Consider the following 21,119-nt stretch of genomic DNA (forward strand, 5'->3'; position numbering starts at 1 on the left):
CCGCTGCGGCGGCCGCCGCGGCGGCCTCGGCCTGCGCCTGGTCGAAGGCGGCGGCGGCCGCCGCCGTCTTCTCCGCCTCGGCGCGCGTCACCTTGGTGAGGTCGACGACCTCGTCGACCGGGATGCTGCGGTAGTCGCTGAGCGAGGCGACGGACGCCGCGAGACCCGACGCGTCGACCTTGCCGTTCGCCGCGGCGAGGGTCGCGTTCGCGGCGGTGATGGTGTCCTCGGCGTTGTCGAGGGCCTTGGCCGCGGCGATGCCGCGATACGCGCCGAGCTGCTCGTGGCGCAGGCCGCTGGTGGCGTTCAGCGCCATCGTGGCGTCGATGCGGGCCTGGGTGGCGACGGCGTTCTGCACGGTGAAGCCGGTGCCGACGAGGACACCGGTCGCGATGACGGCACCGGCGACGATGAGGCGGCGGCGGCCGATGCGGCGGCGGCGCAGTCCACGGCGGGAGCCGGGGTTCGCGGCGTCGGTCGAGGGGGTCGAGGAGTGGGCACGGGTGATGGCAGTGATGATTCGCATAGGTTCAGGGGCGGCTCGGACAGGTGGTCGGGGTGCGCCTCCGAGCCGGGGCACAAGTCAGACACTCTGCCGGGCGAATCTGGACAGATCCTCAGTTTGTCCTGTGCAAGTCATGACTGTGGTCGGCCGCAACCCGGGATACTGGGAGGATGCCGACTCCCTCCAGCGCCTTCCCGCAGCCGTCGGCGAGCGATCGGTGCCCGTGCCTCAGCGGGTCGCCGTTCAGCGAGTGCTGCGCCCGGTTCATCACCGGCCGTGCGCACGCGCCGACGGCCGAGCAGCTCATGCGATCGAGGTACACGGGCTACGCCGTGGGGGCACGCGACTACCTGCTCGAGACGTGGCATCCGTCGACGCGACCCGCCGAGCTCGCGCTCGACCCGGCCGTGCGGTGGTATCGCCTCGACATCGAGCGACGGGAGCGCGGTGGCCCGCTCGACCGTGACGGCGTCGTCGAGTTCCGCGCGTACTGGCGAAATGACGCCGACCGCACCGACCGCGGCGAGCAGCACGAGACGAGCCGCTTCCTCCGCGAACAGGGCCGGTGGCGCTACGTCGACGCGATCGACTAGCTCGGCGTCGCGTCGCGCTCGTCGTCGGTTGCGAAGCCGTCGAGCACGGCGCGCTCGCCCGACTCGAGGAGTTCCTGGAAGAGCGTGACCTGCACGCCGGCCGGGGCGTCGAGCCGGGAGTTCAGTGACTGCCACGGCGTGACGACCGGTTCGGCGATGACGCGCGCGCCGACGCCCTCGAGACGTCGGGTCATCCCCGCCGCGTCCTCGACCTCGAAGGCGAGGCGGATGTGCGGGCTCTCGGCGCCGCCCGCCTCGATGCGGTCGATCGCGCGCTTGTGCGCCGGGTTCGCGATCTCGAGGGTCGCACGCCCGGCATCGAGGATGACGACGCGCTCGTCGCCGCCCTCCGCGAAGGCGAGGTACTCGGGCAGGCCGAGGGTGTCGCGGTAGAACGCGACCGCCGCGTCGTAGTCGCTCGCCTCGACGACGACGCGGAGTTGCAGGACCGGGCGTGCTGGAGCATCCGTCATGGCCGCATCCTCGCAGGATGGCACCGATCGCGCGACCCGCGACGGCGATCAGCTGCTTGGGACGACCGGGTACGGATGCTCCGACAGCACGCGCGCGAGATGCACCGCGTTCGCCACGAGCGTGGCGTTCGCCTGGAGCACGGCGGGCGGCGTCTCGCCCAGGTCCTTGTAGTCGGTCGTCTCCATGGCGGCGCCGTTCCAGTAGGTGCCCCCCTGCGCCGGCACCGTGAACCCGACGTCGTTCAGCGCCTGGTGGAGGTCGGCCGTGATCTTGTGCGCCCCGTCCTCGTTGCCGAGCACCGCGGTCGCCGCGACATGGCCGAACAGGATCGGCCGTCCCTCGTCGTCGAACGCGGAGAGCTCGGCGTCGAGCCGCTCGAGCACCCGCTGGGCGACGCTCGACATGTGGCCGAGCCAGGTGGGCGTGATGATGACGAGGATGTCGGCGTCGAGGATGCGCGCGCGAAGCGCGGGCCAGGCGTCGCCCTCGCCCATGTCGGCCTCGACGCCGGGGGCGACATCGAGGTCGACGACCCGCACGATGTCGCCGTCGGCTCCGCGACCCGCGAAGCCCCCGAGGAGCTGTTCGGCCATGAGCTGGCAGCTGGACTCCTCGGGGGCGTGCTTCAGCGTGCAGTTGAGGAGGAGGACGGTCTGGTCGGTGATGCGCATGTGCTGCCCTTCGTGTCGTCCCTTCCGTTCCTATCGGCGTACCGGCGGGCATGGTAGCGGCTTGACACGATGCGGCCGAGGTGCGGATGCGGCACAGGCGGGGTGCGGGGCGGCTCAGCCGGCGGTGCGGTGCACCGGCCAGCAGCGCGTCGTGACGCCGATCATGTTCCAGGCGTTGATCGCGACGATGAGCGAGAGCAGGGCGGCGAGCTGCTCCTCGCCGAGCACGGCCCGAGCGTGGTCGACGACGGCGTCGGGCACGTGCGTCTCCGAGAGCCGGGTGACGGATTCGGTCAGTTCCAGTGCCGACCGCTCGGCGGCGGTGAAGAGGCCGGAGTCGCGCCAGATCGCGACGGCGTGGAGCTTCTGGTCGGTGACCCCCGCCGCGCGGCCGTCGTTCGCGTGCTGGTCGACGCAGTAGGCGCAGCCGTTGAGTTGCGATGCTCGCAGTCGCACGAGCTCGCGGAGCGCCGGATCCACCCCGGCGCGGTCGAGCTCACCGGTGGCGGCGTGGTCGAGCGAGGCGACGGCCCGCGAGAAGCGGGGCACGAGCTGGTCGAAGTCGAGGCGGACGGGGATGTCGACGAGCGAGTCGGTGAAGGTCATGGCTCAACGCTACGAAGGAACGGCCCACTGCTACAGTCCAATTCCATGGATCGAACATGGGCCATTCCGGGCCTCGACCTGCACCTCGAGCTCGGCGCGGGTGGGCGGGCGGCAGCGCTCGAGCACGGGCTCCGATCGGCGATCACCGAGGGCCGTCTCGCCTCGGGCACCAGGCTCCCCGCGTCGCGCACGCTCGCCGCCGACCTCGGCATCGCGCGCAACAGCATCGCCGACGTCTACGCGCAGCTCACCGCCGAGGGGTGGCTCGAGGCTCGCGTCGGCGCGGGCACGTGGGTGAGCCGACGTGCCGCCGAGCCGACCGCCCACGCCACGGATGCCGCGACGGCGCCGCGCGCCCGCCTCGACCTGCGGGGCGGCATCCCGGATGCCTCGTCGTTCCCCCGTCGCGCATGGGCCGCCGCTGCGAGGTATGCCGTGCTGAACGCGCCGGCGGCCGAACTGGGCTACGCGCCCGATCGCGGCACCCTGGCGCTGCGTGCGTCGCTTGCGGAGTACCTCGGCCGCGTGCGCGGCGTGGCCGCTACCGCCGATCGCACGATCGTGACCCGGGGATTCGGGGAGCTCCTGGGCCTGACGTGCCGGGCGCTCGCGGCCGAGGGCGCGCGACGCATCGCCGTCGAGGAGGTCGGCCACGAGGCGCACCGCGAGATCGTGCGCGCGGCGGGGCTCGCGCCCGTGCCGGTGCGGGTCGACGCGGGCGGCGCCGTGATCGAGGAACTGGGCGACGTGGACGCGGTGCTCCTCACCGCCGCGCACCAGTTCCCCGTCGGTGTTCCGCTCAGCCCAGCCCGGCGGCGCGCGGTGGTGGAGTGGGCCGAGCGCACCGGTGGGCTCGTGATCGAGGACGACTACGACGGCGAGTTCCGCTACGACCGACGTGCGGTCGGCGCGCTCCAGGCGCTCGCGCCCCGCCACGTGCTGTACGCCGGCACCGCGTCGAAGAGCCTCGCACCCGCTGTGGGCCTCGCGTGGGCGGTGGTGCCCGAGCGCCTGCTCGCGCCGATCTCGGCGCAACGGCGGCTCACGGGCGCCACCTCAGACGTGCTGAACCAGCGGACCCTCGAGCGGTTCATCGCCTCGCTCGACTACGACCGCAACGTCCGCCGGCTCCGCGCCGAGTACCGGGCACGACGGCTCGCCCTCGAGGCGCGGGTCGCGGATGACCTGCCCGGATGCCGCATCACGGGCCTCGCGGCCGGGCTGCACTGCCTCCTCGAACTGCCGTCCGCCACGAGCGAGACGCGGGTCACCGAGGCAGCCGAACGGCTGGGACTCCGCTTCGATGGGCTGGCCTCCTTCCGCCTCGCAGGCAGCGAGTGGCGGCATCCGCCGGCCATGGTGGTCGGCTACGGCGCTCCCCCGTCGCATCGCTTCGACGAGGCGATCGACGTCGCGATCAGGGCCGTACGCTCGGTCGACATCGTCTGACCGGTGCCGCTCAGGCGTCCTCGATGCTGCCCTCGTCGAGCGGCAGGCCGTCGAGGGCCGCGTAGGCACGCTCCACCGCGCCGCCGAGTCCGTCGACCGGCACCGGCCATTCGGCATGGGCCGCCAACGCCTCGGCCGTCGACCGTCCCGCGTCGTGCGCCTCCCGGAAGCGGCGGGCGATCTCGGCGAGCTCTGCGGCCTGCCGGGCCACGAAGGCGCGATCGACCACCTGCCCGTGTCCGGGCACCACGACGTCTCCCGCCCGCATGCCGGCGACGAGCCCTTCGAGCACCCCGGGCCAGTCGAGCGGGTAGCTGCCCGACCCGTACATCGGCGGACCCGACTCCTCGACCAGGTCGCCCACGATCCACGTACCCGCGTCGGGGACGAACAGCACCAGGTCGGTGTCGGTGTGCGCCGTCGGCTGAGGTCGCAGCTCCACGATGCGGCCGCCGACGTCGAGGCGCGTCATCCGCTCGACCGGATGCGTCGGAGCGACGAGCCGCACGTCGTGCCACCGCCGTCCGGGCTCGCGGGTGTGATCGGCCCGCCACGCGGCGAGGCGCGGGCCCTCGTAGCGCTCGAAATGCGCCGCGATGCCCGCATGGCCGTGGATCGCGGCATCCGTCGCCGAACCGGGCCCGAAGGCCTGATTGCCGAACGTGTGGTCGAAATGCGCGTGCGTGTTCACCACCCATCGCACCGGCGCAGGGAATCGCGTCGCGATCTCGGCGAGCAGGTCGGCGGCCTCGATGGGGTCGGCCCCCGTGTCGACGACGAGGAGCCCGCCGCCGCCCTCGATGACGACGACGGAGAGGTCGAACGGGCCGCCGCGATGCTGGTGCACCCCGGAGGCGACCGAGGTCCAGGTCCCCATCGTCTGAGCCTAGCGACCCGCCCTCGACGCAACACCAGCCGAACACCGTCGGAACATCGACGGGTCAAAGCGAATGCAGAGGTTGCCCCCGTAGCGTGGCTCGCGTGACCCCGCTCGACGGCATCCAGAACACTCCTCGCGACGACGCGCCGCACATGCTCACGGCTCGCGCCCAGCGCACCTTGGAGTCCATCGACGGTCGCACGCTCGACGAGATGCGCGCCCTGCGCGACGACACCGAGCGGTTCATGCTGCGCTACAAGTTCGGCATGGACGAGGTCATCACGAAGCTCTCGATCCTGCGCGAGGAATTCAGCCAGACGCACGACTACAACCCCATCGAGCACATCTCGAGCCGCCTGAAGAGCCTCGACAGCGTCATCGCGAAGATGCAGCGCAAGGGCATCGAGCCGACGTTCGACTCGATCCGCGAGACCGTCACCGACATCGCGGGCGTGCGGGTGACGTGCAGCTTCGTCACCGACGCCTATCGGCTCGCCGAGCTGCTCACGGCGCAGCGCGACATCCGGGTGCTCAAGGTGAAGGACTACATCGCCGAGCCCAAGGAGAACGGCTACCAGAGCCTGCATCTCATCGTCGAGGTGCCCGTGTTCCTCTCGTCGGGCGCCCACCCGGTCGCCGTCGAGGTGCAGATCCGCACCATCGCGATGGACTTCTGGGCGAGCCTCGAGCACAAGATCTACTACAAGTACGACCGGCAGGTGCCGCAGGAGCTGCTCGACGGGCTCACGGATGCCGCGCACACGGCGGCCGAGCTCGACGCGCGCATGGAGCGGCTGCATCGTGAGGTGCACGGAGCGCCGTCGTACGAGCGCGGTCGCGTCGCGATCTGAAGGGTCCCGTCAGCCGAGCGCCGCGAACGCCGCACGCCCGGCGTCGGTGACGCGCAACGACCGGTCGCCCGGCACGCGCGCGAGCCATCCCTCGGCGAGCACCGCGTCGAGGAGGTGCGCCCCGAGTCGCCCGGCGATGTGCGGCCGCCGCTCGGTCCAGTCGAGGCATCCGCGCACGGCCGGACGACGACCGGCGGATGCCGCGACCTCGGCCGCTCCCAGGCGTGCGGCGAGCGTGCCCGGCACCGCGGCGTCGGCGATGAGGCGTCCGGCGCTGCCCGGCTCGAGCCGCTCGATCACGCCCTCCGCGATCAGGGCGTCGGCGAGCTGGAGGGCGACCCGCCCGGCGAGGTGGTCGTAGCACGAGCGCGCCTCGGCGAGCCGCTCGGCGGTCGCCGACTGCCGGTAGGACGTCACCGCCTGACGCGGGGCGATGCGCTGCAGCGCCTCGACGGCGTCGGCCACCTCAGGCCCCGCGAGCGCGAAGTAGCGGTGCCGGCCCAGCCGGCGGTCGGTCACCAGACCGCCGTCGACGAGCTGCGCCAGGTGGGCGCTCGCGGTCGGCGGTCGCACGCCCGCGATGGCGGCCAACTCGCCGGCGGGCAGCGACCGGCCGTCGAGGAGGGCCACGAGCATCGCCGCACGCGCCGGCTCACCCATGAGCCGTGCGGGCGTGGCGAGGTCGGCGTCTCCGTGCATGCCTCAACGATACGACCGGCACACTTCGGCGTGCGACGAACCGTTGCCGACCTACCGTTGCAGGATGGATGACGTCCTCGATCGGCGCGACGTGGCGCGAATCCTCCACGACTCCCGGTTCGCCGTGCCCGAGGCGGATGCCGCGGCGGCCGGTCCGTTCGGCAGGTTCCGCTCGCGTGCCTCCCGCTTCGTGAACGGGGACGTGCACGACCGACGCCGACGCGCGATCGAGCAGACCCTGGCGCGGCTCGATCCGGTGGAGCTCGCCGCCGACGCGGCATCCCGGACCCGCGCGATCGTGCGTGAGGCCGGAGGGGCAGTCGGCATCGAGGTCGTCGCGACCGTCGCCCGCAGCGTACCCGTCGCCTGCCTCGCCGCTCGGCTCGGCTTCGAGCGCCCCGACGACCTGCCTCGGCTCGTCGCCCAGGTCGCGCCGGCCTACGCGAGCGGCGTCGGCAGCGCTGAGGTCGACGCGAGCGTGGTGCTTCTCCTCGCCGCCGCGCTGCGAGCGGCCCATGCCGTGACGGGCGCCGGCGGCGACGTCGACGTCGAGGACGAGACCCGTGAGCTCGGCGTCCAGGTGCTGGTGCAGGCGCATGCCGCCACGGCCGGACTCATCGAGGGGGCGATGCGGGGTGCGCAGGCGGCGCCGACGACCACCTCGACCGCCGACCTGCTCGCGACCGCGCTGCGCGACGACTCTCCCGTGCGCTCCACCCGCCGGGTCGCACCCGACGGCACGGTGGTGGCGCTGCACCTCGACGGACCCGACTCCGACGCCGGCCCGGGACATCCGCCGCGCTCGCTCGCCTTCGGAGCGGGCACGCGAGCGTGCCCCGCCCAGCACCTGGCGCTCGCCATCGCCGGCGCCGTCGTCGAGGAGCTCCGCGCATGCTGACGCCCGAGGACTTCCGCGCGCTGCACCGGCCCGGCGATCCGTTCGTGCTCCCGAACGCGTGGGACCTCGCGTCGGCGCGATGGCTGACGGCGCAGGGCTTCCCCGTCGTCGGCACCACGAGTCTCGGCGTCGCCGTCGCCGCAGGGCTCCCCGACGGCGCCGGCCGGACCGCCGATGAGACCTTGGCGCTCGCGGAACGCCTCGCCGCCGCGTCGATCGCCGTGACCGTCGACGTCGAGGCCGGGTTCTCCGAGGACCCCGCGGCGGTCGCGGCCTACGTGGCGCGACTCGCCGAGCTCGGCGTGCTCGGGGTGAACCTCGAGGACTCCGACGTTGCGGGCCGCCTCGTCGACCCGGCCCTGGCCGCCGCGAAGATCGCCGCGATCGCGGCGGCGGCGCCGGCGATCTTCATCAACGCGCGCACGGATCCCTTCTGGATCGGCGGCCACGCCAGTCCCGCGGAACGCCACGAGGAGGCGGTGCGTCGGACGCGTCGCTACCTCGCGGCCGGGGCCACGGGCGTGTTCGTGCCGGGAACGCTGACCATCGAGCGCATCGCGACCCTCGCCGACGAGATCCCGGCACCGCTCAACGTGCTCGTGCAGCCGGGCCTGCCGCTCGCCGACCTGGCCGCGGCGCGAGTGGCGCGCGTGAGCACGGGATCACTGCTCCTCCGGGTCGCGCTCGGCGCCACCGGAGCAGCCGCGCAGGCGGTGCGGGACGGGGCGTTCACTCCCCCGCCCGGCACGCCGACGTACGAACTGGTCGCCTCGATGCCGTGAGAGCGGGCAGCGGCTCGCGCAGCCGGCCGCGTCACTCGGCGTTGCGCGCCCGGCTCGGCTGCACCCGCATGGGCTCCCCCGGCATCTTGGGGAAGTCGGGCGGGAACGGCAGCTCGCCGAGCCCGTCGTCGAGGTCGCGCTGCCACCACTCCATCAAAGTGGTGAGGCGTCCGGGGTTCAAGCGCATGCCGGCCCAGGGGTCGCCCACGTCGCGCAGCCGGTCGGGAATCGTGCGGATCGTGAACCGCGCCGGATCGGCCGTCTCGAGTTCGTCCCATTCGAGCGGGCACGACACGGGCGCGTGCGGGAGCGGTCGCGGGCTGTAGGCCCCCGCCATCGTGCGGTCGCGGTTGGCCTGGTTGTAGTCGATGAAGATGCGGTCGCCGCGCTCCTCCTTCCACCAGGCGGTGGTGAGCTGCTCGGGCATGCGGCGCTCGAGCTCGCGAGCGAGCGCGATGACCGCGTGCCGCACGTCGAGGAACTCGTGCTCGGGCTGGATCGGGGCGAAGACGTGGATGCCACGGCTCCCCGACGTCTTCACGAACGCCGTCAGCCCGACCTCGGCCATGAGCTCGCGCAGGGCGAGCGCGGCGGGCACCGCCTCGGAGAAGCCCGTGCCCGGCTGCGGGTCGAGGTCGATGCGCAACTGGTCGGGGTCGTCGGTGTCTCCGGCGCTCGACGCCCACGGGTGGAAGACGATCGTGTTCATCTGCGCGGCCCAGACGGCGGCGGCGGGTTCGTCGAGCACGAGCTGCGGATGCCGCCGGCCACTGGGGTACGTGACGGTGACCGATCGCACCCACTCGGGTGCCCCCTTCGGCGGGTTCTTCGAGAAGAACTGCTCGCCGTCGATTCCCTCGGGGAACCGCTGGAGGGAGACGGGACGGTCGCCGTTCGCCTCGATGAACGCGTCGCCGACGGCGACGAGGTACTCGGCGAGCTCGAGCTTCGTGATGCCCAGTTCGGGCCAGAGCACCCGCGTGGGTGAGGAGATCCGCACGTCGCGATCGCCGTGCGGACCGGGGACAGTGAGCGTTGCTGCAGCGCCGGCCATGCTGCCGACGCTACTCCCTCAGTGCGACACACCCCCCGTGCCACGCGCCTGCTCCCGAGCGGCCTCGCGCGCGGCATCCCGAGCGGCATCCGCGGCCGCGGCCTCCTCGGGCGTGGGGGCCGTGCCCCCGAGACGCCTCGGCTGCCACCACGCGCCGGTGCCGTCGACGGGGTACCGGCGCTGCAGGTCGTCGACGAGGCCCTGGAGCGACGTGCGCAGCCGATCCGTGGCGACGTGCGGTTCCTCGTCGGCGGCGACCGTGATGGGCGGACCGAAGGCGAAGGCGACCGGCACGCCGAAGCGCTCCCGGAACCTGATGCGATGGCGCTTCGTGAGCAGCCGCTGGCCGCCCCAGACGGCGACCGGGACGACCGGCACGTCCGCCTCGGCGGCGAGGCGCACGGCGCCGGTCTTGAGCTCGCGCACCGTGAACGACGCACTGACGCCCGCCTCGGGGAACACGCCGAGCAGCTCGCCGCTGCGGAGTGCTTCGACCGCCTTGGCGTAGGCCGCCGCTCCGGCCTTCATGTCGACGGCGATGTGCCGCATGCCCCGCAGGAGCCATCCGACGACGGGCTTGTCGAACGCGCCCTGCTTGGCCATGAAGCGGATGCGGCGGCGGTTCGCCAGCCACGTCACCCACTCCACGAGGGCGAAGTCGAGGTAGCCGAAGTGCGTCATCGCGAGCACCGCTCCGCCCGAGGCGGGCACGTGCTCGACGCCGCTGACCTGCCGCTTGAGCCGCCAGAAGCCGAAGAGTCCGCGACCCGCGACGATCGCCACGCTGTAGATGGGTTCGCTCTCGCGTCGACGCGTCATCCCCTGAGCGTAGGCGCTGCCACTGGACGGCGCCTGAACCAGCGCTCGCCCAGGCCCCGCAGCTGCCCGGCGGCTACGCCGGCGACGAGCACCGCACTGCCGACGAGCTCGAGCGTGTTCGGAATCTGCCCGAGCCAGAGCGCGGCCGCGGCGAGCCCGACCGGGGGGACGAGGAGCGCGAACGGTGCGACGAGCGCAGCCGGGTACTTCCCGAGCAGCATGTTCCAGATCGTGTAGCCGACCAGCGACGCGACCCCAGCGGTGTAGCCGACGCTGATGACCGTGGGCCACCCGATGGTGGCGAACGCGTCGCCGACGATCGCCGGGCCGTCGAGCACGAGACTCAGGGCGAGCACCGGCACCGGCACGAAGAGCGCGGACCACACCACGATGCCGAAGCCGTTGGCGCCCGCTGCGGAGCGCGAGATCACGTTCCCGATCCCCCAGCTGAGGCCCGCGGCCATGCAGACGAGCATCGGCAGGATCGCCGCGGCACCCGCCGCACCCTCGAGCCGTCCCGCGGCCACGATCCCCAGTCCCGCCACGGCCACGAGCGCGCCGAGGAGTTGGATCGGCGTCGGTCGCTCGCGCAGGGCGACGGCGCCGATCACGAGCGTGAAGATCATCTGGCACTGCAGCACCACCGCGGCGAGGCCGGCGGGAAGCCCGAGGTGCATGGCGGTGAACAGCAGGCCGAACTGGCCCGCGCTCATGAACAGGCCGATGCCGGCGAGCACCCGCCACGAGGCATCCGGCTTCGGCACGATGAAGACGAGCGGCACCGCGACCAGGGCGAACCGGAGGGCCACGAGCACGAGCGGCGGGGTGTCCCGCAGGCCGAGGTCGATGACGACGAAGTTCACGCCCCAGACGATGGCGACGAGGAGTCCGAGGATGAGGTGTCGGGGGGTCACGATGCCAGCCTCGCAGCACCCAAACGTCAGCACCAGTTCCGAATGGTTGCGCTGATCACGTACGATCGCTTCATGATCGACCTGCAGGGCCTCCGTGCGCTCGTCGCCGTCGATCGCGACGGCTCGGTCGTCGCGGCCGCGGAGCGACTGGGCTACACGCCGTCGGCCGTCTCCCAGCAGGTGAAGAAGCTCGAACGCGACCTCGACGCCGTCTTCCTCGAGCGCCGCGGCCGGGGCGTCCTCCTCACCGATCGCGGACGCGCCCTGGCCACCGAGGGGCGAGAGCTCCTCACGGGCCTCGAGCGGCTCGAGGCGCTCGCGGCGAGCGGCACCCGCCGTTCGGCGCCGATGCGCATCGCCTCGTTCTCCACCGCCACGCGCGGCCTGGTGGCGCCCCTGCTGCGCGACCTCCGTGCCGGCGACGAGCCCGTGCTCGCCACGGTCACGAGCGTCGACCCGTTCGTCGCGATGGAGATGGTCGCCTCGGGCGTCGCCGACCTGGCCGTCGTGCACAACTGGAACTCGGTGCCGCTGGTCGCGCCCGCGCACGTGGTCACGGAGCACGTGTGCAGCGACGAGGCCGACGTGGTGCTTCCGGCGCGGCATCCGCTCGCCGAGCTCGACGAGGTGGAGCGAGCCGACCTCGTCGACGAGGCCTGGGCGAGCACGCCCAAGGGTGCGATCTGCCACGAGGCGCTGCTGCGCATCTTCGCCGACCTGGGGGCGGTACCGCGCATCGTCGTCGAGGACCCCGACTTCGCGTCGCTCATCGAGCTGGCCCGCCAGGAGATCGCCATCTCGCTCGTGCCGCGGCTCGGCCGCCAGCCCATGCCCGAGGGTGTCGTCGCACGCCCGCTCGCCGACCACAGCCAGGTCCGGGAGGTGCGCGTGGCCTACCGCCGCTCGATGTCGGAGAGCCCCGGCATCCGTCGTGCCGTGCGCCTGCTCGTCGACGCCGGCGCGCGCGTGACGCTCGCAGGGGCCGCCTGACCCGACGTCCCGCATGCGGGTCGCGTCACATCGACGCGTGATGAGGGTCGGCCAGGGGCTGCAGGCGGAAGAGGCGCACGACCCGGCCCGAATCGCGCTCGTAGCCCCGATACCCGGGCCACTGCGCCTCGATGCGCGCCCACGCGGCGTCGCGCTCGCCCTCGGGAATGAGCGTCGCCCGCACCGGCATCCGCCGCCCTCGCACCGTGATCGCCGCGTCGGGGTGGGCGAGCAGGTTGTGGGTCCATGCCGGATGCCGCTCCTGGGCGAACGTGGTGCCGGCCACGATCGCGCGACCTCGGCCGTCGGGCGTGTACATGAGGTACGCGTCCCGCGGCTCGCCCGACCTGGCGCCCACCGTGTGCAGCACGAGCGAGGGCACGAGCAGTCCGCTGAGCTGGACTCGCCCGCCGGTGAGGCGCCTCAGCAGGCGCTCGACGGGCGGCAGGACGACCGGTCCGAGCGCCCGGAACAGTCGGGTCCTCGTGAGCGGCGCCACCACGGATCGGACGGCCTGCAGCACAGTGGGCATGACGCCATTCTGCTACCCCTCGTGGCGGGCCGCGTCAATCCCCTGCGGACGCTCCATCGCCGCCGTACCTTGGGCGCAGGCCGACGCGGACGCGATCCGGCCCTGACGATCGGAGGAGCCATGTCCGACGCACGACGACCCGGAGACCCGCTCGAGGGCGAGTACACCGACTCGGAGCTTCCACTGAGCGCGGAGCTTCCCAAGGAGGAGTACGAGGAGGTCGAGGAAGTGCTCGACGCCGACGATGACGACCTCGGTGACACGCTGGAGGTCGACGAGGTCGAGGTCGTCGAGATCGTCGACGTCGATGACGTCGACGACGGACTTCGCTGACTAGTCGCCTTGCGCGGCGTCGGCCCGCTCGCGATCGACGACGCGCCGTAGCGGGCGCGGACGCGGTCGTGCTCCTCGTCGACGGCCGCGACGATGAACGACCCGACGATGAGGATCACCTGGCTCGAGAGGTTGAACCAGAGCAGCAGGGCGATGAGCGAGCCGAACGAGGCGAGCAGCGGATTGCTGGTCGCGCCGGCGACGAAGAGGCTCGAGAGCACCTGCAGCACGGTGAGGCCGACGCCGCCGAGGAGCGCACCGGCCCACAGCGACCGGGCGCTCGGCCTGACGCCCGACAGGATCCGGAACATCGCCGCGATCACCACCGTGTCGATGGCGAAGATGACCGCGGTGGAGATGACCCGGGTGACGACCTCCGAGGTGGCGTCCGTCTGCGACGCGCCGAACCAGCCGAGGATGGTGTCGACCGCGGTGGTGCTGAAGAAGGTCACGAAGGCCGCCGCCGTGAGCGCCGCGCCGAATCCGATGGCGAGCAGCAGGTCGCGCCCCATCACCCAGACGAAGAAGGTCTGGTCGTCGGGCTGGTCGGCGAGGGTGCGGAACGCGATGCGCAGTGACCCGACCGCGCCCATGGCCGCACCGATGAGGCCGACCAGGGCGAGGATCCCGGTGAGGCTCAGGGTGAGCGGCTGGATCAGGTCGGCCGGGTCGATGAGCGCGTCCTCGCCGATGAGCCCGGGAATGGCGGCGTCGAGCGTCGTCACGATGGCCTGCATCGCGTCGGGCTGACCCGAGAGCCACACCCCGCCGATCGCGAAGCCGAGGAACACCCCGGCGAACACGGAGAAGAGGGTGCGGTAGGTGATGCTGTCGGCGAGCATCGGGCCGTGGTGCTCGAGGTAGATGAACCACGCCCGCACGGCCCGCGTCGCGAGCGCCCACGCCGTGACCCTCTTGCCCCACGCGATGAGCCCCGCGAACGGCCCTCCCCCGGCGGTCTTCGTCTGCTCATCGGCCATGCCGTCAGGCTATCGAGGGCGGATGCCGCGTGCAGGCGCTTGACACGCGACCGCCTCCGCCCGCTCCCCTACATTGGACCTCGAACCCGATGGAGGAGCGCACATGGAAGGCCTGATCCTCGTGGTGGTGCTCGGCGCCACCATCCTCGGCGGCGGGATGCTCGCGCAGCGCGTGCCCGTGCCGGCACCCCTCATCCTGCTGCTCGCGGGTGCGGCGCTGAGCTTCGTGCCCGGCATCCACGTGGAACTGCCGCCCGAGCTCGTGCTGCTGCTGTTCCTCCCCGCGCTGCTCTACTGGGAGTCGCTGAACACCTCGCTCCGCGAGATCCGCGACAACCTCCGGGTCATCGTGCTGCTGGCGGTCGGACTCGTCTTCATCACGGCATTCGCGATCGCGTGGCTCGCCTCGTCGTTCGGCCTGCCGTGGCCGATGGCGCTCGCGCTCGGTGCCATCCTGTCGCCCACGGATGCCACGGCGGTGGCCGCGGTCGTGCGACGCCTCCCCCGCCGGCAGGGCACGATCCTGCGAGCCGAGAGCCTGCTGAACGACGGGACCGCCCTGGTGCTGTACTCGGTCGCGGTCGGGGCGGCCACCGCGGGCGCGTCGATCACGGCCGGCAGCCTCTCGGTGCAGTTCCTGTACGCCTATGCGGTCGGCATCGGCATCGGGCTCGCGATCGGATTCGCCGCCTACCAGGTGCGGAAGCTCTTCCGCGGCGACCGGCTGCTCGGCGGCACCCTCAGTGTGCTCACCCCGTTCGTGGCGTACCTGCCGGCCGAGCTGGTCGGGGCATCCGGCGTCGTCGCCGTGGTCGTCTGCGGCCTCGTCATCAGCCAGGTCGGTCCGCGCATCATCACGGCGGCGACGCGTGCGCAGACGTTCGGCTTCTGGCAGCTGGCGAGCTACGTGCTGAACGGCGCCCTGTTCGTGCTCATCGGGCTCGAGCTGAAGCCCGTGGTCGACGGACTCGGCGCCGACTGGCCGAGCGCCGTGCTCTTCGGGCTGGCGTGCGCCATCGGGGTCATGGCGGTGCGACTGCTCTGGGGCGTGACCACGCCCTACCTGATCCGCCTCGTCGACCGCCGGCCGGTGCAGCGCACGCGGCGGGTGGGCTTCCGCCAGCGGTTCCCGATCAGCTGGGCCGGATTCCGCGGCGCCGTGTCGCTCGCCGCCGCGCTGGCCCTCCCGCAGCAGACCTCGGACGGCGCACCGCTGCCCGGCCGCGACCTCGTGATCGCGGTGACGTTCGTCGTGATCCTCTTCACGCTCGTCGTGCAGGGGCTGACGCTCCCGGCCGTCGTGCGGTGGTCGGGACTCGCGCGCGACCCGCGCGAGTTCGACGAGGAGCTCCTCGGCGAGCAGGCGATGCTCCGTGCCGCGCTGGAGGCGCTTCCCGTCGCAGCGGGTGAGCTCGGCACGAGCGGTCCGATCGTCGACGGCCTGCGCACCTCCTACGAGGATCGGCTGCAGCTCATCCACCGGGAGGACGGCCGTCCGGAGGCCGCCGTCCGTGACGCGAGCGCGCGCGACGAGGAGGACGCGCTGCACCTGGCCATCCTGCCGGCGAAGCGCGCCGCGCTCCTGGCGCTTCGGCACGACCGGCGCATCGACGACGTCATCCTGCGACGACTGCAGGCGCGCATCGACCTCGAGGAGTTGCGCCTGTCGGCTCCGGCCGACGAGGACTGAACGGCGAACGCCCCCGACGGCGGACCGTCGGGGGCGTTCAGGATCACTCGGCGCGAGGCCGGAGCCGGATCAGTACCAGCCCTGCGAGTTGAACGAGTCCCACGCGCCGCACGGGGTGCCGTAGCGGCCCGTGATGTAGCCGAGGCCCCACGAGATCTGGGTCGCGGGATCGGACTGCCAATTGGGGCCGGCGGTCGCCATCTTGCTGCCTGGCAGCGCCTGCGGGATGCCGTAGGCGCCGCTCGGGTTCGAGGCGTAGACGTTCCAGCCCGACTCGTGGTTCCACAGCTCGACGAGGCAGCCGAACTGGTCGTCGCCCCAGCCGCGGGCGAGCAGCATGTCACGGGCGATGGCCTGGGCCGCGCTCGGGTTCGACGGCGCACCGGGTCGCGAAGAGCTCGACGACGACCCCGAGGAGGATTCGGCGGCTTCGGCGGCGGCGGCCGCTTCGGCGGCGGCCTTCGCTGCTGCGGCGGCGGCCGCGGCGGCTGCGGCCTGCTCGGCTGCGACCCGGTCGGCCTCGGCGACGGCGTTCCGCACGCTGTCGGCGTGCACCTTCGTGGAGTCGACGAGCGCGAAGACCCGCTCGGGGGCGAGGAGCTTGTAGTCGTCGAGGGCGGCCACGGAGGCGGCCAGCGCCGTGGCGTCGGCCTTCCCCTGGGCGGCGGCGATGGTGTCGCTCGCGCCGGCGAGGGTGTCCTCGGCCTGCTTGACCGCACGGGCCTCGAGGATGCCGCCGTGCGAGTCGAGCTGCTTGACGTCGGGGTTCGCGGCGTCGGTCAGCGCCCGGGTCTCGGCGATGCGGTCGTTCTGCGCGGCGACCGCGCCCTGCACGGCGAAGCCGGTGCCGACCATGGCGCCGATCGCGGCGACGGCGCCTGCGGCGAGGAGTGGTCCGCGTCGCCAGCCGGTGGGCCGGCGTCGATCGCGGCGGCCGGCCGACTGGGGCTCGGGGGCGGTGATGGAGTGCTCTGAAGTGGAGGAAGGCTGGTTCTGCATGACTTTCACGGGGCGGAGTCCCGAGGCGCGGGGCCACGTGATTCCTTGCTCGACGTTCCACAGACGCGGGGGCGCCCGGGCGAAGTGGCCAGTCTGACGACCCCTTCTGTACGTCTCCGCACATGTTCCTGTGAATGTCATCCAAGGTATTGACGATCGCTCGATTATCACGGTTCGATCACGGCCGCCCCGGATGCCGCGTGATCACGCCACGTCGCGATGCTCCCCGCGCAGGTCCATGCTGATCTGGTCGGCGTCCAGCGTCTCGAGCGCCCCCGTCAGCACCGACGCGCTGAACGTGCCGTCGTCGCGGGCGGCGAGCAGCGCCTCCCGCTGCGCCTCGATGATCTCGAGCCGCAGCGTGCGGAAGAGTTCCCGATCAGCGGCGGGATCCCGGTCGCCGTGCTGGCGTTCCCCGGTGGCCGCCCGCGCCTCGCGATGCTCGCGCACCAGGTCATCGGCCACGCCCCGCAGCATCTCCTCCAGCTGCGCGCGTTCGGTGCGGGCTGCCTCGACGTCGACCCCGGCCGGCTTCACGAGGCGGACGAGCCACGGCAGCGTGCCGCCCTGGATGAGCAGCGAACCCGCTGCCACGAGGAACGCGATGAAGATCACGAGCGACCGGTCGGGTGTGCCCTGCGGCAGCGTCTGCGCGGCCGCCAGCGTGACGGCGCCCCGCATTCCGGCCCAGACGATCACCGTGCCCTCGCGCCAGCCCAGTGGCACGGCCATGAAGTAGTCGATGTCAGCGACCTTGCGGCGGATGCGGGTCTGGAACCGCTGGAGGGAGGCGGCGGACAGCACCCGGCCGGCCCGGCGACGACCTGAGCCACCCTGGGGCTCGGGCGCGACCACCTCGCCGGGCTCGACCGTGTCGAGGCGCTCCTGGAACGCCGTGAGGTGCGGCTTGATGCTCGCCCCGCGGCGGGAACTGCGCCGCTGCAGGCCGAGCATGGGCAGCACGAAGAGCGCCCGCACCAGGATCACCGCCACGAGCGTGATCGCCGCCACCCGAGCGCCGAGCTCCACGCCGCGCGTCTCGTCGGTGAGGTCGCTGAGGATCGTCGAGAGCTCGAGGCCCATCACGAGGAACACCGTGCCCTCGAGGATGAGCTCGATCGTGCGCCAGTTCTGCACGTCGGACATCCGGTGCTGGGGCGAGAGGCTGCGGATCGCCCCGCGGCCGGTGACGAGCCCCGCCACGACGGCGGCGACGAGACCGGATGCCCCGAGCGCCTCGCTCGGCACGGAGGCGAGGAACGGCACGGTGAACGAGATGACCGTGTTCACCGTGGCATCCGTCACCCGCGACCGCACCCACAGGTTGGCCCGCCCGACCAGCCAGCCGATCACGACGGCGACCGCGACGGCGAACACGAAGTCGCCGACGATGTCCCAGAAGGTCACGGTGGCCGCGGTCGCGGCGATGGCCGAGCGCAGCAGCACCAGGGCGGTCGCATCGTTCAGCAGGCTCTCGCCCTCGAGCACGGTGACGACGCGCGGCGTCACGCCGACGCGCTTCACGATCGAGGTCGCGACCGCGTCGGTGGGGCTGACGATCGCCCCGAGCGCGATGCCGGCGGCGAGCGTCACGCCCGGCACCAGCCACCAGAACAGGAGCCCGAGCGCGACCGAGCTCACGACCACGAGCGCGACCGAGAGGCCGCTGATCGCACCGAACTCCCGCCGGAACTCCATGGACGGCATCGACACCGAGGCCGAGTACAGCAACGGGGGAAGGACACCGGCGATGATCCACTCGGGGTCGACCTCGATGTCGGGCACGAACGGCAAGAAGCTCACGAGGATGCCGACGACGACGAGCAGGAGCGGTGCGGAGAACCCGAGCTTCGGGCCGATGGCGGTGGCCGCGGCGATGCCGAGCAGGCCGAGCACGGCCACGATCAAGAGTTCCACGAGGCTCCTCCCCACACGCCTGCCCGCCAGTCTGGCGCATGAGCGCGCGGCGGCGCGACGCGGCATCCGGTCACCGCGTCGCGGTCACCGGGGGCGGAAGTCGGGATATCCCGGCCATTCCGTGGGTCCGTGCGACCGCACGAACTCGTGGTGCACGCGCTCGCAGGCCCCGCGCAGCGTCGTGCCCCAGCCGAGCAGGCGCCCGCCGAACTCCGCGCGGTAGCGCACCGCGCCGTCGACGCGAAGGATCGTGACGGTGCCGTACTCGCGTCCGGTGCTGTCGACGAGCCGCCAGCGGCCCGGTTCGGGTTCGGTCGCGGCGAGGATCGGATGCCAGGTGGTGGCCAGTGCTGCTCCTTCCAGAGCGCCCCGGCCGACGTGCTCCAATCGTACGTCGGCGGTCCGGCATCGGCGCTCACAGCGAAGTCACAGCGGGGAGGCGTGGGATGCGGAACAGGGCGGCGCCGCAGCCGGTTCTACATGGTGACGTGCGACACCGCAGGGTGTCCCCCGTCGAGGCGCCGCAGCCAGCGACGCCCCCGAAGGAGGAACGAAGTGTCAGAGGACTACCGCAGGACTCCCGAGGCGGTCGCCCGCCTCACCCCGCAGCAGTACAAGGTCACGCAGGAGGAGGGCACCGAGCCCGCCTTCCGCAACGAGTACTGGAACCACCACGAGCCGGGCATCTACGTCGACGTGGTCTCGGGACAGCCGTTGTTCGCGTCGACCGACAAGTACGACAGCCGCTCGGGCTGGCCGAGCTTCACCCGGCCGATCGAGCCCGACGCGGTCACCGAGCGGGTCGACGGGTCGCTCTGGATGAAGCGCACGGAGGTTCGCTCGTCGGCCGCCGACAGCCACCTCGGCCACGTCTTCGACGACGGCCCCGCCGAGGCCGGAGGCCTGCGATACTGCATGAACTCCGCCGCGCTGCGCTTCGTGCCGGCGTCGGAGCTCGAGTCGGAGGGCTACGGCCGGTACCGCTCCCTGTTCCCCACCAGCAGCACGACCACGGATGCCGCGAGCGCAGCGTCCGAGAAGGAGGACGCATCATGACGGCCCCAGGCGACGTCACCCGCATTCCCGGAACCGAGACCGCCGTCCTCGCCGGCGGCTGCTTCTGGGGCATGGAGGACCTGCTCCGCAAGCGCCCGGGCGTGATCGACACCCGCGTCGGCTACACCGGCGGCGAGAACGCGAACGCCACCTACCGCAACCACCCCGGCCACGCCGAGGCGCTCGAGATCGTCTACGACCCCGCCAAGGTGTCGTACCGCGACCTGCTCGAGTTCTTCTTCCAGGTGCACGACCCGACCACCCTCAACCGGCAGGGCAACGACATCGGCACGAGCTACCGTTCGGCGATCTTCCCCCAGTCGCCCGAGCAGGAGGCGGTGGCCCGCGACACGATCGCCGACGTCGAGGCGTCGGGGATCTGGCCGGGCGACGTGGTCACGACGATCGAGCCGGCCGGCCCCTTCTGGGAGGCCGAGCCCGAGCACCAGGACTACCTGGAGCGCATGCCGTGGGGCTACACCTGCCACTACGTGCGCCCCGACTGGAAGCTGCCGAAGCGCAGCGCGGAGCCCGTGGCGTAAGGCACGGGTCGCTGACCGCGACGGCCCCGGCGGACGAGCGTCCGCCGGGGCCGTTCGCGTCAGCCGGGCACGACCCCGCGCACGGTCCACGCCCGCGCCACGAGGCGGATGGACCCGTCGGGCTCCGTCGGCAGGAGCTCCCGCAGCCGCTCACGCAGGCGTTCCCGCGCCGGCTCGTCGATCGACATGGCGTAGGCGGGCGCGACGCCCTGGCCGCCGAGGAACGGCGTCCAGTAGTCGTCGAAGTCGGCGAACGGCGTGGGCACCTCCACGGCGCCCGACTCCACGTCGACGAGTCCGGCGCTCGCGAACCGCCAGCTGAGTCCCTCCGGCGTCAGCGTCTCGAAGCGCGCGCCCTCGTCGAGGGCCGCGGCCCTCGGGTCCAACTCGACCGCGGCGCGCCAGAACCAGCGCATGAGCTGCATCCGGTCGGCGTAGTCCCAGACGTACCCGGCGACGATCCCACCGGCGACGGCGACCCGCGACATCTCCGCAAGGGCGGCGTCGAGGTCGGGGAGGAAGTTGAGCACGAGCCCCGACACCACGACGTCCACCGACGCGTCGTCGAGCGGCAGGGCCGCGGCATCCGCCCGATGGAAGGTCACCCGGTTGCCGAGGTGGCCGACGGCGGCCTCGAGGAACCCCTTCGACGGCTCGACGCCGTCGACCGAACCGGGATCCTGCGTCGCGAGCACGGCGGCGGACAGCGCCCCAGTGCCGCATCCGACGTCGAGCCAGCGCAGGCCGGCGGGCATCCGGAGCCATTCGAGGAACTCGGGCGCGACCTGGCGGCTCCATCGCCCGACGTACCGTTCGTAGGCCGGACCCTGCTCCCAGGTGTCGGCGGCCTCGACATGAGCCATGCTCAACGGTACCGCGCACCCG

Annotated in this window: 24 protein-coding genes; 9 read left to right on the forward strand and 15 right to left on the reverse strand. The window is 72.5% G+C overall.

The annotated features are described in order from the left end of the window. The coding region (locus tag AC1DZA_RS19460; protein WP_476773994.1) for a hypothetical protein at positions 1-526 on the reverse strand (526 nt) is incomplete at its 3' end. A 149-nt stretch (positions 527-675) separates the two neighbouring features. On the opposite strand from AC1DZA_RS19460, the gene AC1DZA_RS19465 reads away from it, so the two are divergent. Next, positions 676-1,098 (forward strand): YchJ family protein, encoded by a 423-nt coding sequence (locus tag AC1DZA_RS19465; RefSeq protein WP_476773995.1) that lies wholly within the window; start codon positions 676-678, stop codon positions 1,096-1,098. On the opposite strand, the gene AC1DZA_RS19470 is transcribed toward AC1DZA_RS19465, so the two are convergent. From AC1DZA_RS19470 to AC1DZA_RS19480, 3 genes are all read right to left on the reverse strand, one after another. After that, on the reverse strand, positions 1,095-1,571 hold the full coding sequence (locus AC1DZA_RS19470) for a VOC family protein (protein WP_476773996.1): 477 nt from the start codon (positions 1,569-1,571) through the stop codon (positions 1,095-1,097). The two genes, AC1DZA_RS19465 and AC1DZA_RS19470, sit on opposite strands and share 4 nt — an antisense overlap. A gap of 48 nt (positions 1,572-1,619) precedes the next feature. Then, positions 1,620-2,243, reverse strand: a complete 624-nt coding sequence (locus tag AC1DZA_RS19475; protein WP_476773997.1) for a flavodoxin family protein — start codon at positions 2,241-2,243, stop codon at positions 1,620-1,622. 114 nt (positions 2,244-2,357) lie between these two features. Beyond that, on the reverse strand, positions 2,358-2,849 hold the full coding sequence (locus tag AC1DZA_RS19480; RefSeq protein WP_309978084.1) for a carboxymuconolactone decarboxylase family protein: 492 nt from the start codon (positions 2,847-2,849) through the stop codon (positions 2,358-2,360). Between the two features lie 45 nt (positions 2,850-2,894). Here AC1DZA_RS19480 and pdxR point away from each other — a divergent pair, with 45 nt between their 5' ends. Continuing rightward, on the forward strand, positions 2,895-4,298 hold the full coding sequence (gene pdxR, locus AC1DZA_RS19485) for a MocR-like pyridoxine biosynthesis transcription factor PdxR (RefSeq protein ID WP_476773998.1): 1,404 nt from the start codon (positions 2,895-2,897) through the stop codon (positions 4,296-4,298). Between the two features lie 10 nt (positions 4,299-4,308). Here pdxR and AC1DZA_RS19490 read toward each other — a convergent pair whose 3' ends face one another. Next, entirely contained in the window at positions 4,309-5,175 is an 867-nt protein-coding gene (locus tag AC1DZA_RS19490) for an MBL fold metallo-hydrolase (protein WP_476773999.1), read from the reverse strand. 155 nt (positions 5,176-5,330) lie between these two features. Here AC1DZA_RS19490 and AC1DZA_RS19495 point away from each other — a divergent pair, with 155 nt between their 5' ends. Beyond that, complete coding sequence (locus tag AC1DZA_RS19495; RefSeq protein WP_476763748.1) at positions 5,331-6,029, forward strand: GTP pyrophosphokinase; 699 nt, start codon at positions 5,331-5,333, stop codon at positions 6,027-6,029. Positions 6,030-6,038: 9 nt separating this feature from the next. Here AC1DZA_RS19495 and AC1DZA_RS19500 read toward each other — a convergent pair whose 3' ends face one another. Beyond that, entirely contained in the window at positions 6,039-6,728 is a 690-nt protein-coding gene (locus AC1DZA_RS19500) for an ArsR/SmtB family transcription factor (RefSeq protein ID WP_476774000.1), read from the reverse strand. A 64-nt stretch (positions 6,729-6,792) separates the two neighbouring features. Between AC1DZA_RS19500 and AC1DZA_RS19505 the strand changes: the two genes are divergently transcribed. Both AC1DZA_RS19505 and AC1DZA_RS19510 read left to right on the forward strand, forming a co-directional pair. Continuing rightward, the gene (locus AC1DZA_RS19505; RefSeq protein WP_476774001.1) at positions 6,793-7,626 is read left to right on the forward strand and encodes a cytochrome P450 family protein; all 834 of its coding nucleotides are present in this window, start codon (positions 6,793-6,795) and stop codon (positions 7,624-7,626) included. Then, positions 7,620-8,408, forward strand: coding sequence for an isocitrate lyase/PEP mutase family protein (locus AC1DZA_RS19510; protein WP_476774002.1), 789 nt, complete (start codon positions 7,620-7,622; stop codon positions 8,406-8,408). The genes AC1DZA_RS19505 and AC1DZA_RS19510 overlap by 7 nt, the downstream gene beginning before the upstream one ends. A gap of 31 nt (positions 8,409-8,439) precedes the next feature. Here AC1DZA_RS19510 and ligD read toward each other — a convergent pair whose 3' ends face one another. From ligD to AC1DZA_RS19525, 3 genes are read right to left on the reverse strand one after another with little or no spacing between them, the layout of a single operon-like run. Beyond that, the gene (ligD, locus tag AC1DZA_RS19515) at positions 8,440-9,462 is read right to left on the reverse strand and encodes a non-homologous end-joining DNA ligase (protein ID WP_476774003.1); all 1,023 of its coding nucleotides are present in this window, start codon (positions 9,460-9,462) and stop codon (positions 8,440-8,442) included. A gap of 18 nt (positions 9,463-9,480) precedes the next feature. Next, a complete protein-coding gene (locus AC1DZA_RS19520; RefSeq protein WP_476774004.1) occupies positions 9,481-10,281 on the reverse strand; it encodes a lysophospholipid acyltransferase family protein in 801 nt (266 codons plus the stop codon). Beyond that, positions 10,278-11,195 carry an EamA family transporter gene (locus AC1DZA_RS19525; protein ID WP_476774005.1) on the reverse strand — a complete coding sequence of 306 codons (918 nt, stop codon included), beginning with the start codon at positions 11,193-11,195 and terminating at the stop codon, positions 10,278-10,280. The genes AC1DZA_RS19520 and AC1DZA_RS19525 overlap by 4 nt, the downstream gene beginning before the upstream one ends. A gap of 72 nt (positions 11,196-11,267) precedes the next feature. Here AC1DZA_RS19525 and AC1DZA_RS19530 point away from each other — a divergent pair, with 72 nt between their 5' ends. Next, positions 11,268-12,185 carry a LysR family transcriptional regulator gene (locus AC1DZA_RS19530; RefSeq protein ID WP_476774006.1) on the forward strand — a complete coding sequence of 306 codons (918 nt, stop codon included), beginning with the start codon at positions 11,268-11,270 and terminating at the stop codon, positions 12,183-12,185. Between the two features lie 25 nt (positions 12,186-12,210). Here the strand turns inward: AC1DZA_RS19530 and AC1DZA_RS19535 are convergent, their stop codons facing one another. Beyond that, positions 12,211-12,717, reverse strand: coding sequence for a nitroreductase family deazaflavin-dependent oxidoreductase (locus tag AC1DZA_RS19535; RefSeq protein ID WP_476774007.1), 507 nt, complete (start codon positions 12,715-12,717; stop codon positions 12,211-12,213). Next, positions 12,609-14,030 (reverse strand): YihY/virulence factor BrkB family protein, encoded by a 1,422-nt coding sequence (locus tag AC1DZA_RS19540; RefSeq protein ID WP_476774008.1) that lies wholly within the window; start codon positions 14,028-14,030, stop codon positions 12,609-12,611. Before AC1DZA_RS19540 ends, AC1DZA_RS19535 begins: the two co-directional genes overlap by 109 nt. 103 nt (positions 14,031-14,133) lie before the next feature. On the opposite strand from AC1DZA_RS19540, the gene AC1DZA_RS19545 reads away from it, so the two are divergent. Then, complete coding sequence (locus AC1DZA_RS19545) at positions 14,134-15,720, forward strand: Na+/H+ antiporter (RefSeq protein ID WP_476763620.1); 1,587 nt, start codon at positions 14,134-14,136, stop codon at positions 15,718-15,720. Positions 15,721-15,789: 69 nt separating this feature from the next. Here AC1DZA_RS19545 and AC1DZA_RS19550 read toward each other — a convergent pair whose 3' ends face one another. The 3 genes from AC1DZA_RS19550 to AC1DZA_RS19560 all read right to left on the reverse strand — a co-directional run bounded on the left by AC1DZA_RS19550 (position 15,790) and on the right by AC1DZA_RS19560 (position 19,023). Further along, entirely contained in the window at positions 15,790-16,719 is a 930-nt protein-coding gene (locus AC1DZA_RS19550; protein WP_476774009.1) for an aggregation-promoting factor C-terminal-like domain-containing protein, read from the reverse strand. Positions 16,720-16,923: 204 nt separating this feature from the next. Then, on the reverse strand, positions 16,924-18,636 hold the full coding sequence (locus AC1DZA_RS19555; protein WP_476774010.1) for a cation:proton antiporter: 1,713 nt from the start codon (positions 18,634-18,636) through the stop codon (positions 16,924-16,926). An 84-nt stretch (positions 18,637-18,720) separates the two neighbouring features. Next, entirely contained in the window at positions 18,721-19,023 is a 303-nt protein-coding gene (locus AC1DZA_RS19560; protein WP_476774011.1) for a hypothetical protein, read from the reverse strand. 168 nt (positions 19,024-19,191) lie between these two features. Between AC1DZA_RS19560 and msrB the strand changes: the two genes are divergently transcribed. Then, positions 19,192-19,692 (forward strand): peptide-methionine (R)-S-oxide reductase MsrB, encoded by a 501-nt coding sequence (gene msrB, locus AC1DZA_RS19565; protein ID WP_476763652.1) that lies wholly within the window; start codon positions 19,192-19,194, stop codon positions 19,690-19,692. Beyond that, positions 19,689-20,234, forward strand: coding sequence for a peptide-methionine (S)-S-oxide reductase MsrA (msrA, locus tag AC1DZA_RS19570; RefSeq protein ID WP_309978051.1), 546 nt, complete (start codon positions 19,689-19,691; stop codon positions 20,232-20,234). Before msrB ends, msrA begins: the two co-directional genes overlap by 4 nt. Positions 20,235-20,293: 59 nt before the next feature. Here msrA and AC1DZA_RS19575 read toward each other — a convergent pair whose 3' ends face one another. Beyond that, entirely contained in the window at positions 20,294-21,097 is an 804-nt protein-coding gene (locus tag AC1DZA_RS19575; RefSeq protein ID WP_476774012.1) for a class I SAM-dependent methyltransferase, read from the reverse strand. Positions 21,098-21,119: the final 22 nt, after the last annotated feature.

Source organism: Agromyces sp. P2_B3, assembly GCF_056404815.1.

What these genes read in the sequence shown, in the direction of transcription:
- AC1DZA_RS19465 (WP_476773995.1), top strand. Translation starts at nt 676, where the DNA reads ATGCCGACTCCCTCCAGCGCCTTCCCGCAGCCGTCGGCGAGCGATCGG.
- AC1DZA_RS19470 (WP_476773996.1), bottom strand. Translation starts at nt 1,571, where the DNA reads ATGACGGATGCTCCAGCACGCCCGGTCCTGCAACTCCGCGTCGTCGTC.
- AC1DZA_RS19475 (WP_476773997.1), bottom strand. Translation starts at nt 2,243, where the DNA reads ATGCGCATCACCGACCAGACCGTCCTCCTCCTCAACTGCACGCTGAAG.
- AC1DZA_RS19480 (WP_309978084.1), bottom strand. Translation starts at nt 2,849, where the DNA reads ATGACCTTCACCGACTCGCTCGTCGACATCCCCGTCCGCCTCGACTTC.
- pdxR (WP_476773998.1), top strand. Translation starts at nt 2,895, where the DNA reads ATGGATCGAACATGGGCCATTCCGGGCCTCGACCTGCACCTCGAGCTC.
- AC1DZA_RS19490 (WP_476773999.1), bottom strand. Translation starts at nt 5,175, where the DNA reads ATGGGGACCTGGACCTCGGTCGCCTCCGGGGTGCACCAGCATCGCGGC.
- AC1DZA_RS19495 (WP_476763748.1), top strand. Translation starts at nt 5,331, where the DNA reads ATGCTCACGGCTCGCGCCCAGCGCACCTTGGAGTCCATCGACGGTCGC.
- AC1DZA_RS19500 (WP_476774000.1), bottom strand. Translation starts at nt 6,728, where the DNA reads ATGCACGGAGACGCCGACCTCGCCACGCCCGCACGGCTCATGGGTGAG.
- AC1DZA_RS19505 (WP_476774001.1), top strand. Translation starts at nt 6,793, where the DNA reads ATGGATGACGTCCTCGATCGGCGCGACGTGGCGCGAATCCTCCACGAC.
- AC1DZA_RS19510 (WP_476774002.1), top strand. Translation starts at nt 7,620, where the DNA reads ATGCTGACGCCCGAGGACTTCCGCGCGCTGCACCGGCCCGGCGATCCG.
- ligD (WP_476774003.1), bottom strand. Translation starts at nt 9,462, where the DNA reads ATGGCCGGCGCTGCAGCAACGCTCACTGTCCCCGGTCCGCACGGCGAT.
- AC1DZA_RS19520 (WP_476774004.1), bottom strand. Translation starts at nt 10,281, where the DNA reads ATGACGCGTCGACGCGAGAGCGAACCCATCTACAGCGTGGCGATCGTC.
- AC1DZA_RS19530 (WP_476774006.1), top strand. Translation starts at nt 11,268, where the DNA reads ATGATCGACCTGCAGGGCCTCCGTGCGCTCGTCGCCGTCGATCGCGAC.
- AC1DZA_RS19535 (WP_476774007.1), bottom strand. Translation starts at nt 12,717, where the DNA reads ATGCCCACTGTGCTGCAGGCCGTCCGATCCGTGGTGGCGCCGCTCACG.
- AC1DZA_RS19540 (WP_476774008.1), bottom strand. Translation starts at nt 14,030, where the DNA reads ATGGCCGATGAGCAGACGAAGACCGCCGGGGGAGGGCCGTTCGCGGGG.
- AC1DZA_RS19545 (WP_476763620.1), top strand. Translation starts at nt 14,134, where the DNA reads ATGGAAGGCCTGATCCTCGTGGTGGTGCTCGGCGCCACCATCCTCGGC.
- AC1DZA_RS19550 (WP_476774009.1), bottom strand. Translation starts at nt 16,719, where the DNA reads ATGCAGAACCAGCCTTCCTCCACTTCAGAGCACTCCATCACCGCCCCC.
- msrA (WP_309978051.1), top strand. Translation starts at nt 19,689, where the DNA reads ATGACGGCCCCAGGCGACGTCACCCGCATTCCCGGAACCGAGACCGCC.
- AC1DZA_RS19575 (WP_476774012.1), bottom strand. Translation starts at nt 21,097, where the DNA reads ATGGCTCATGTCGAGGCCGCCGACACCTGGGAGCAGGGTCCGGCCTAC.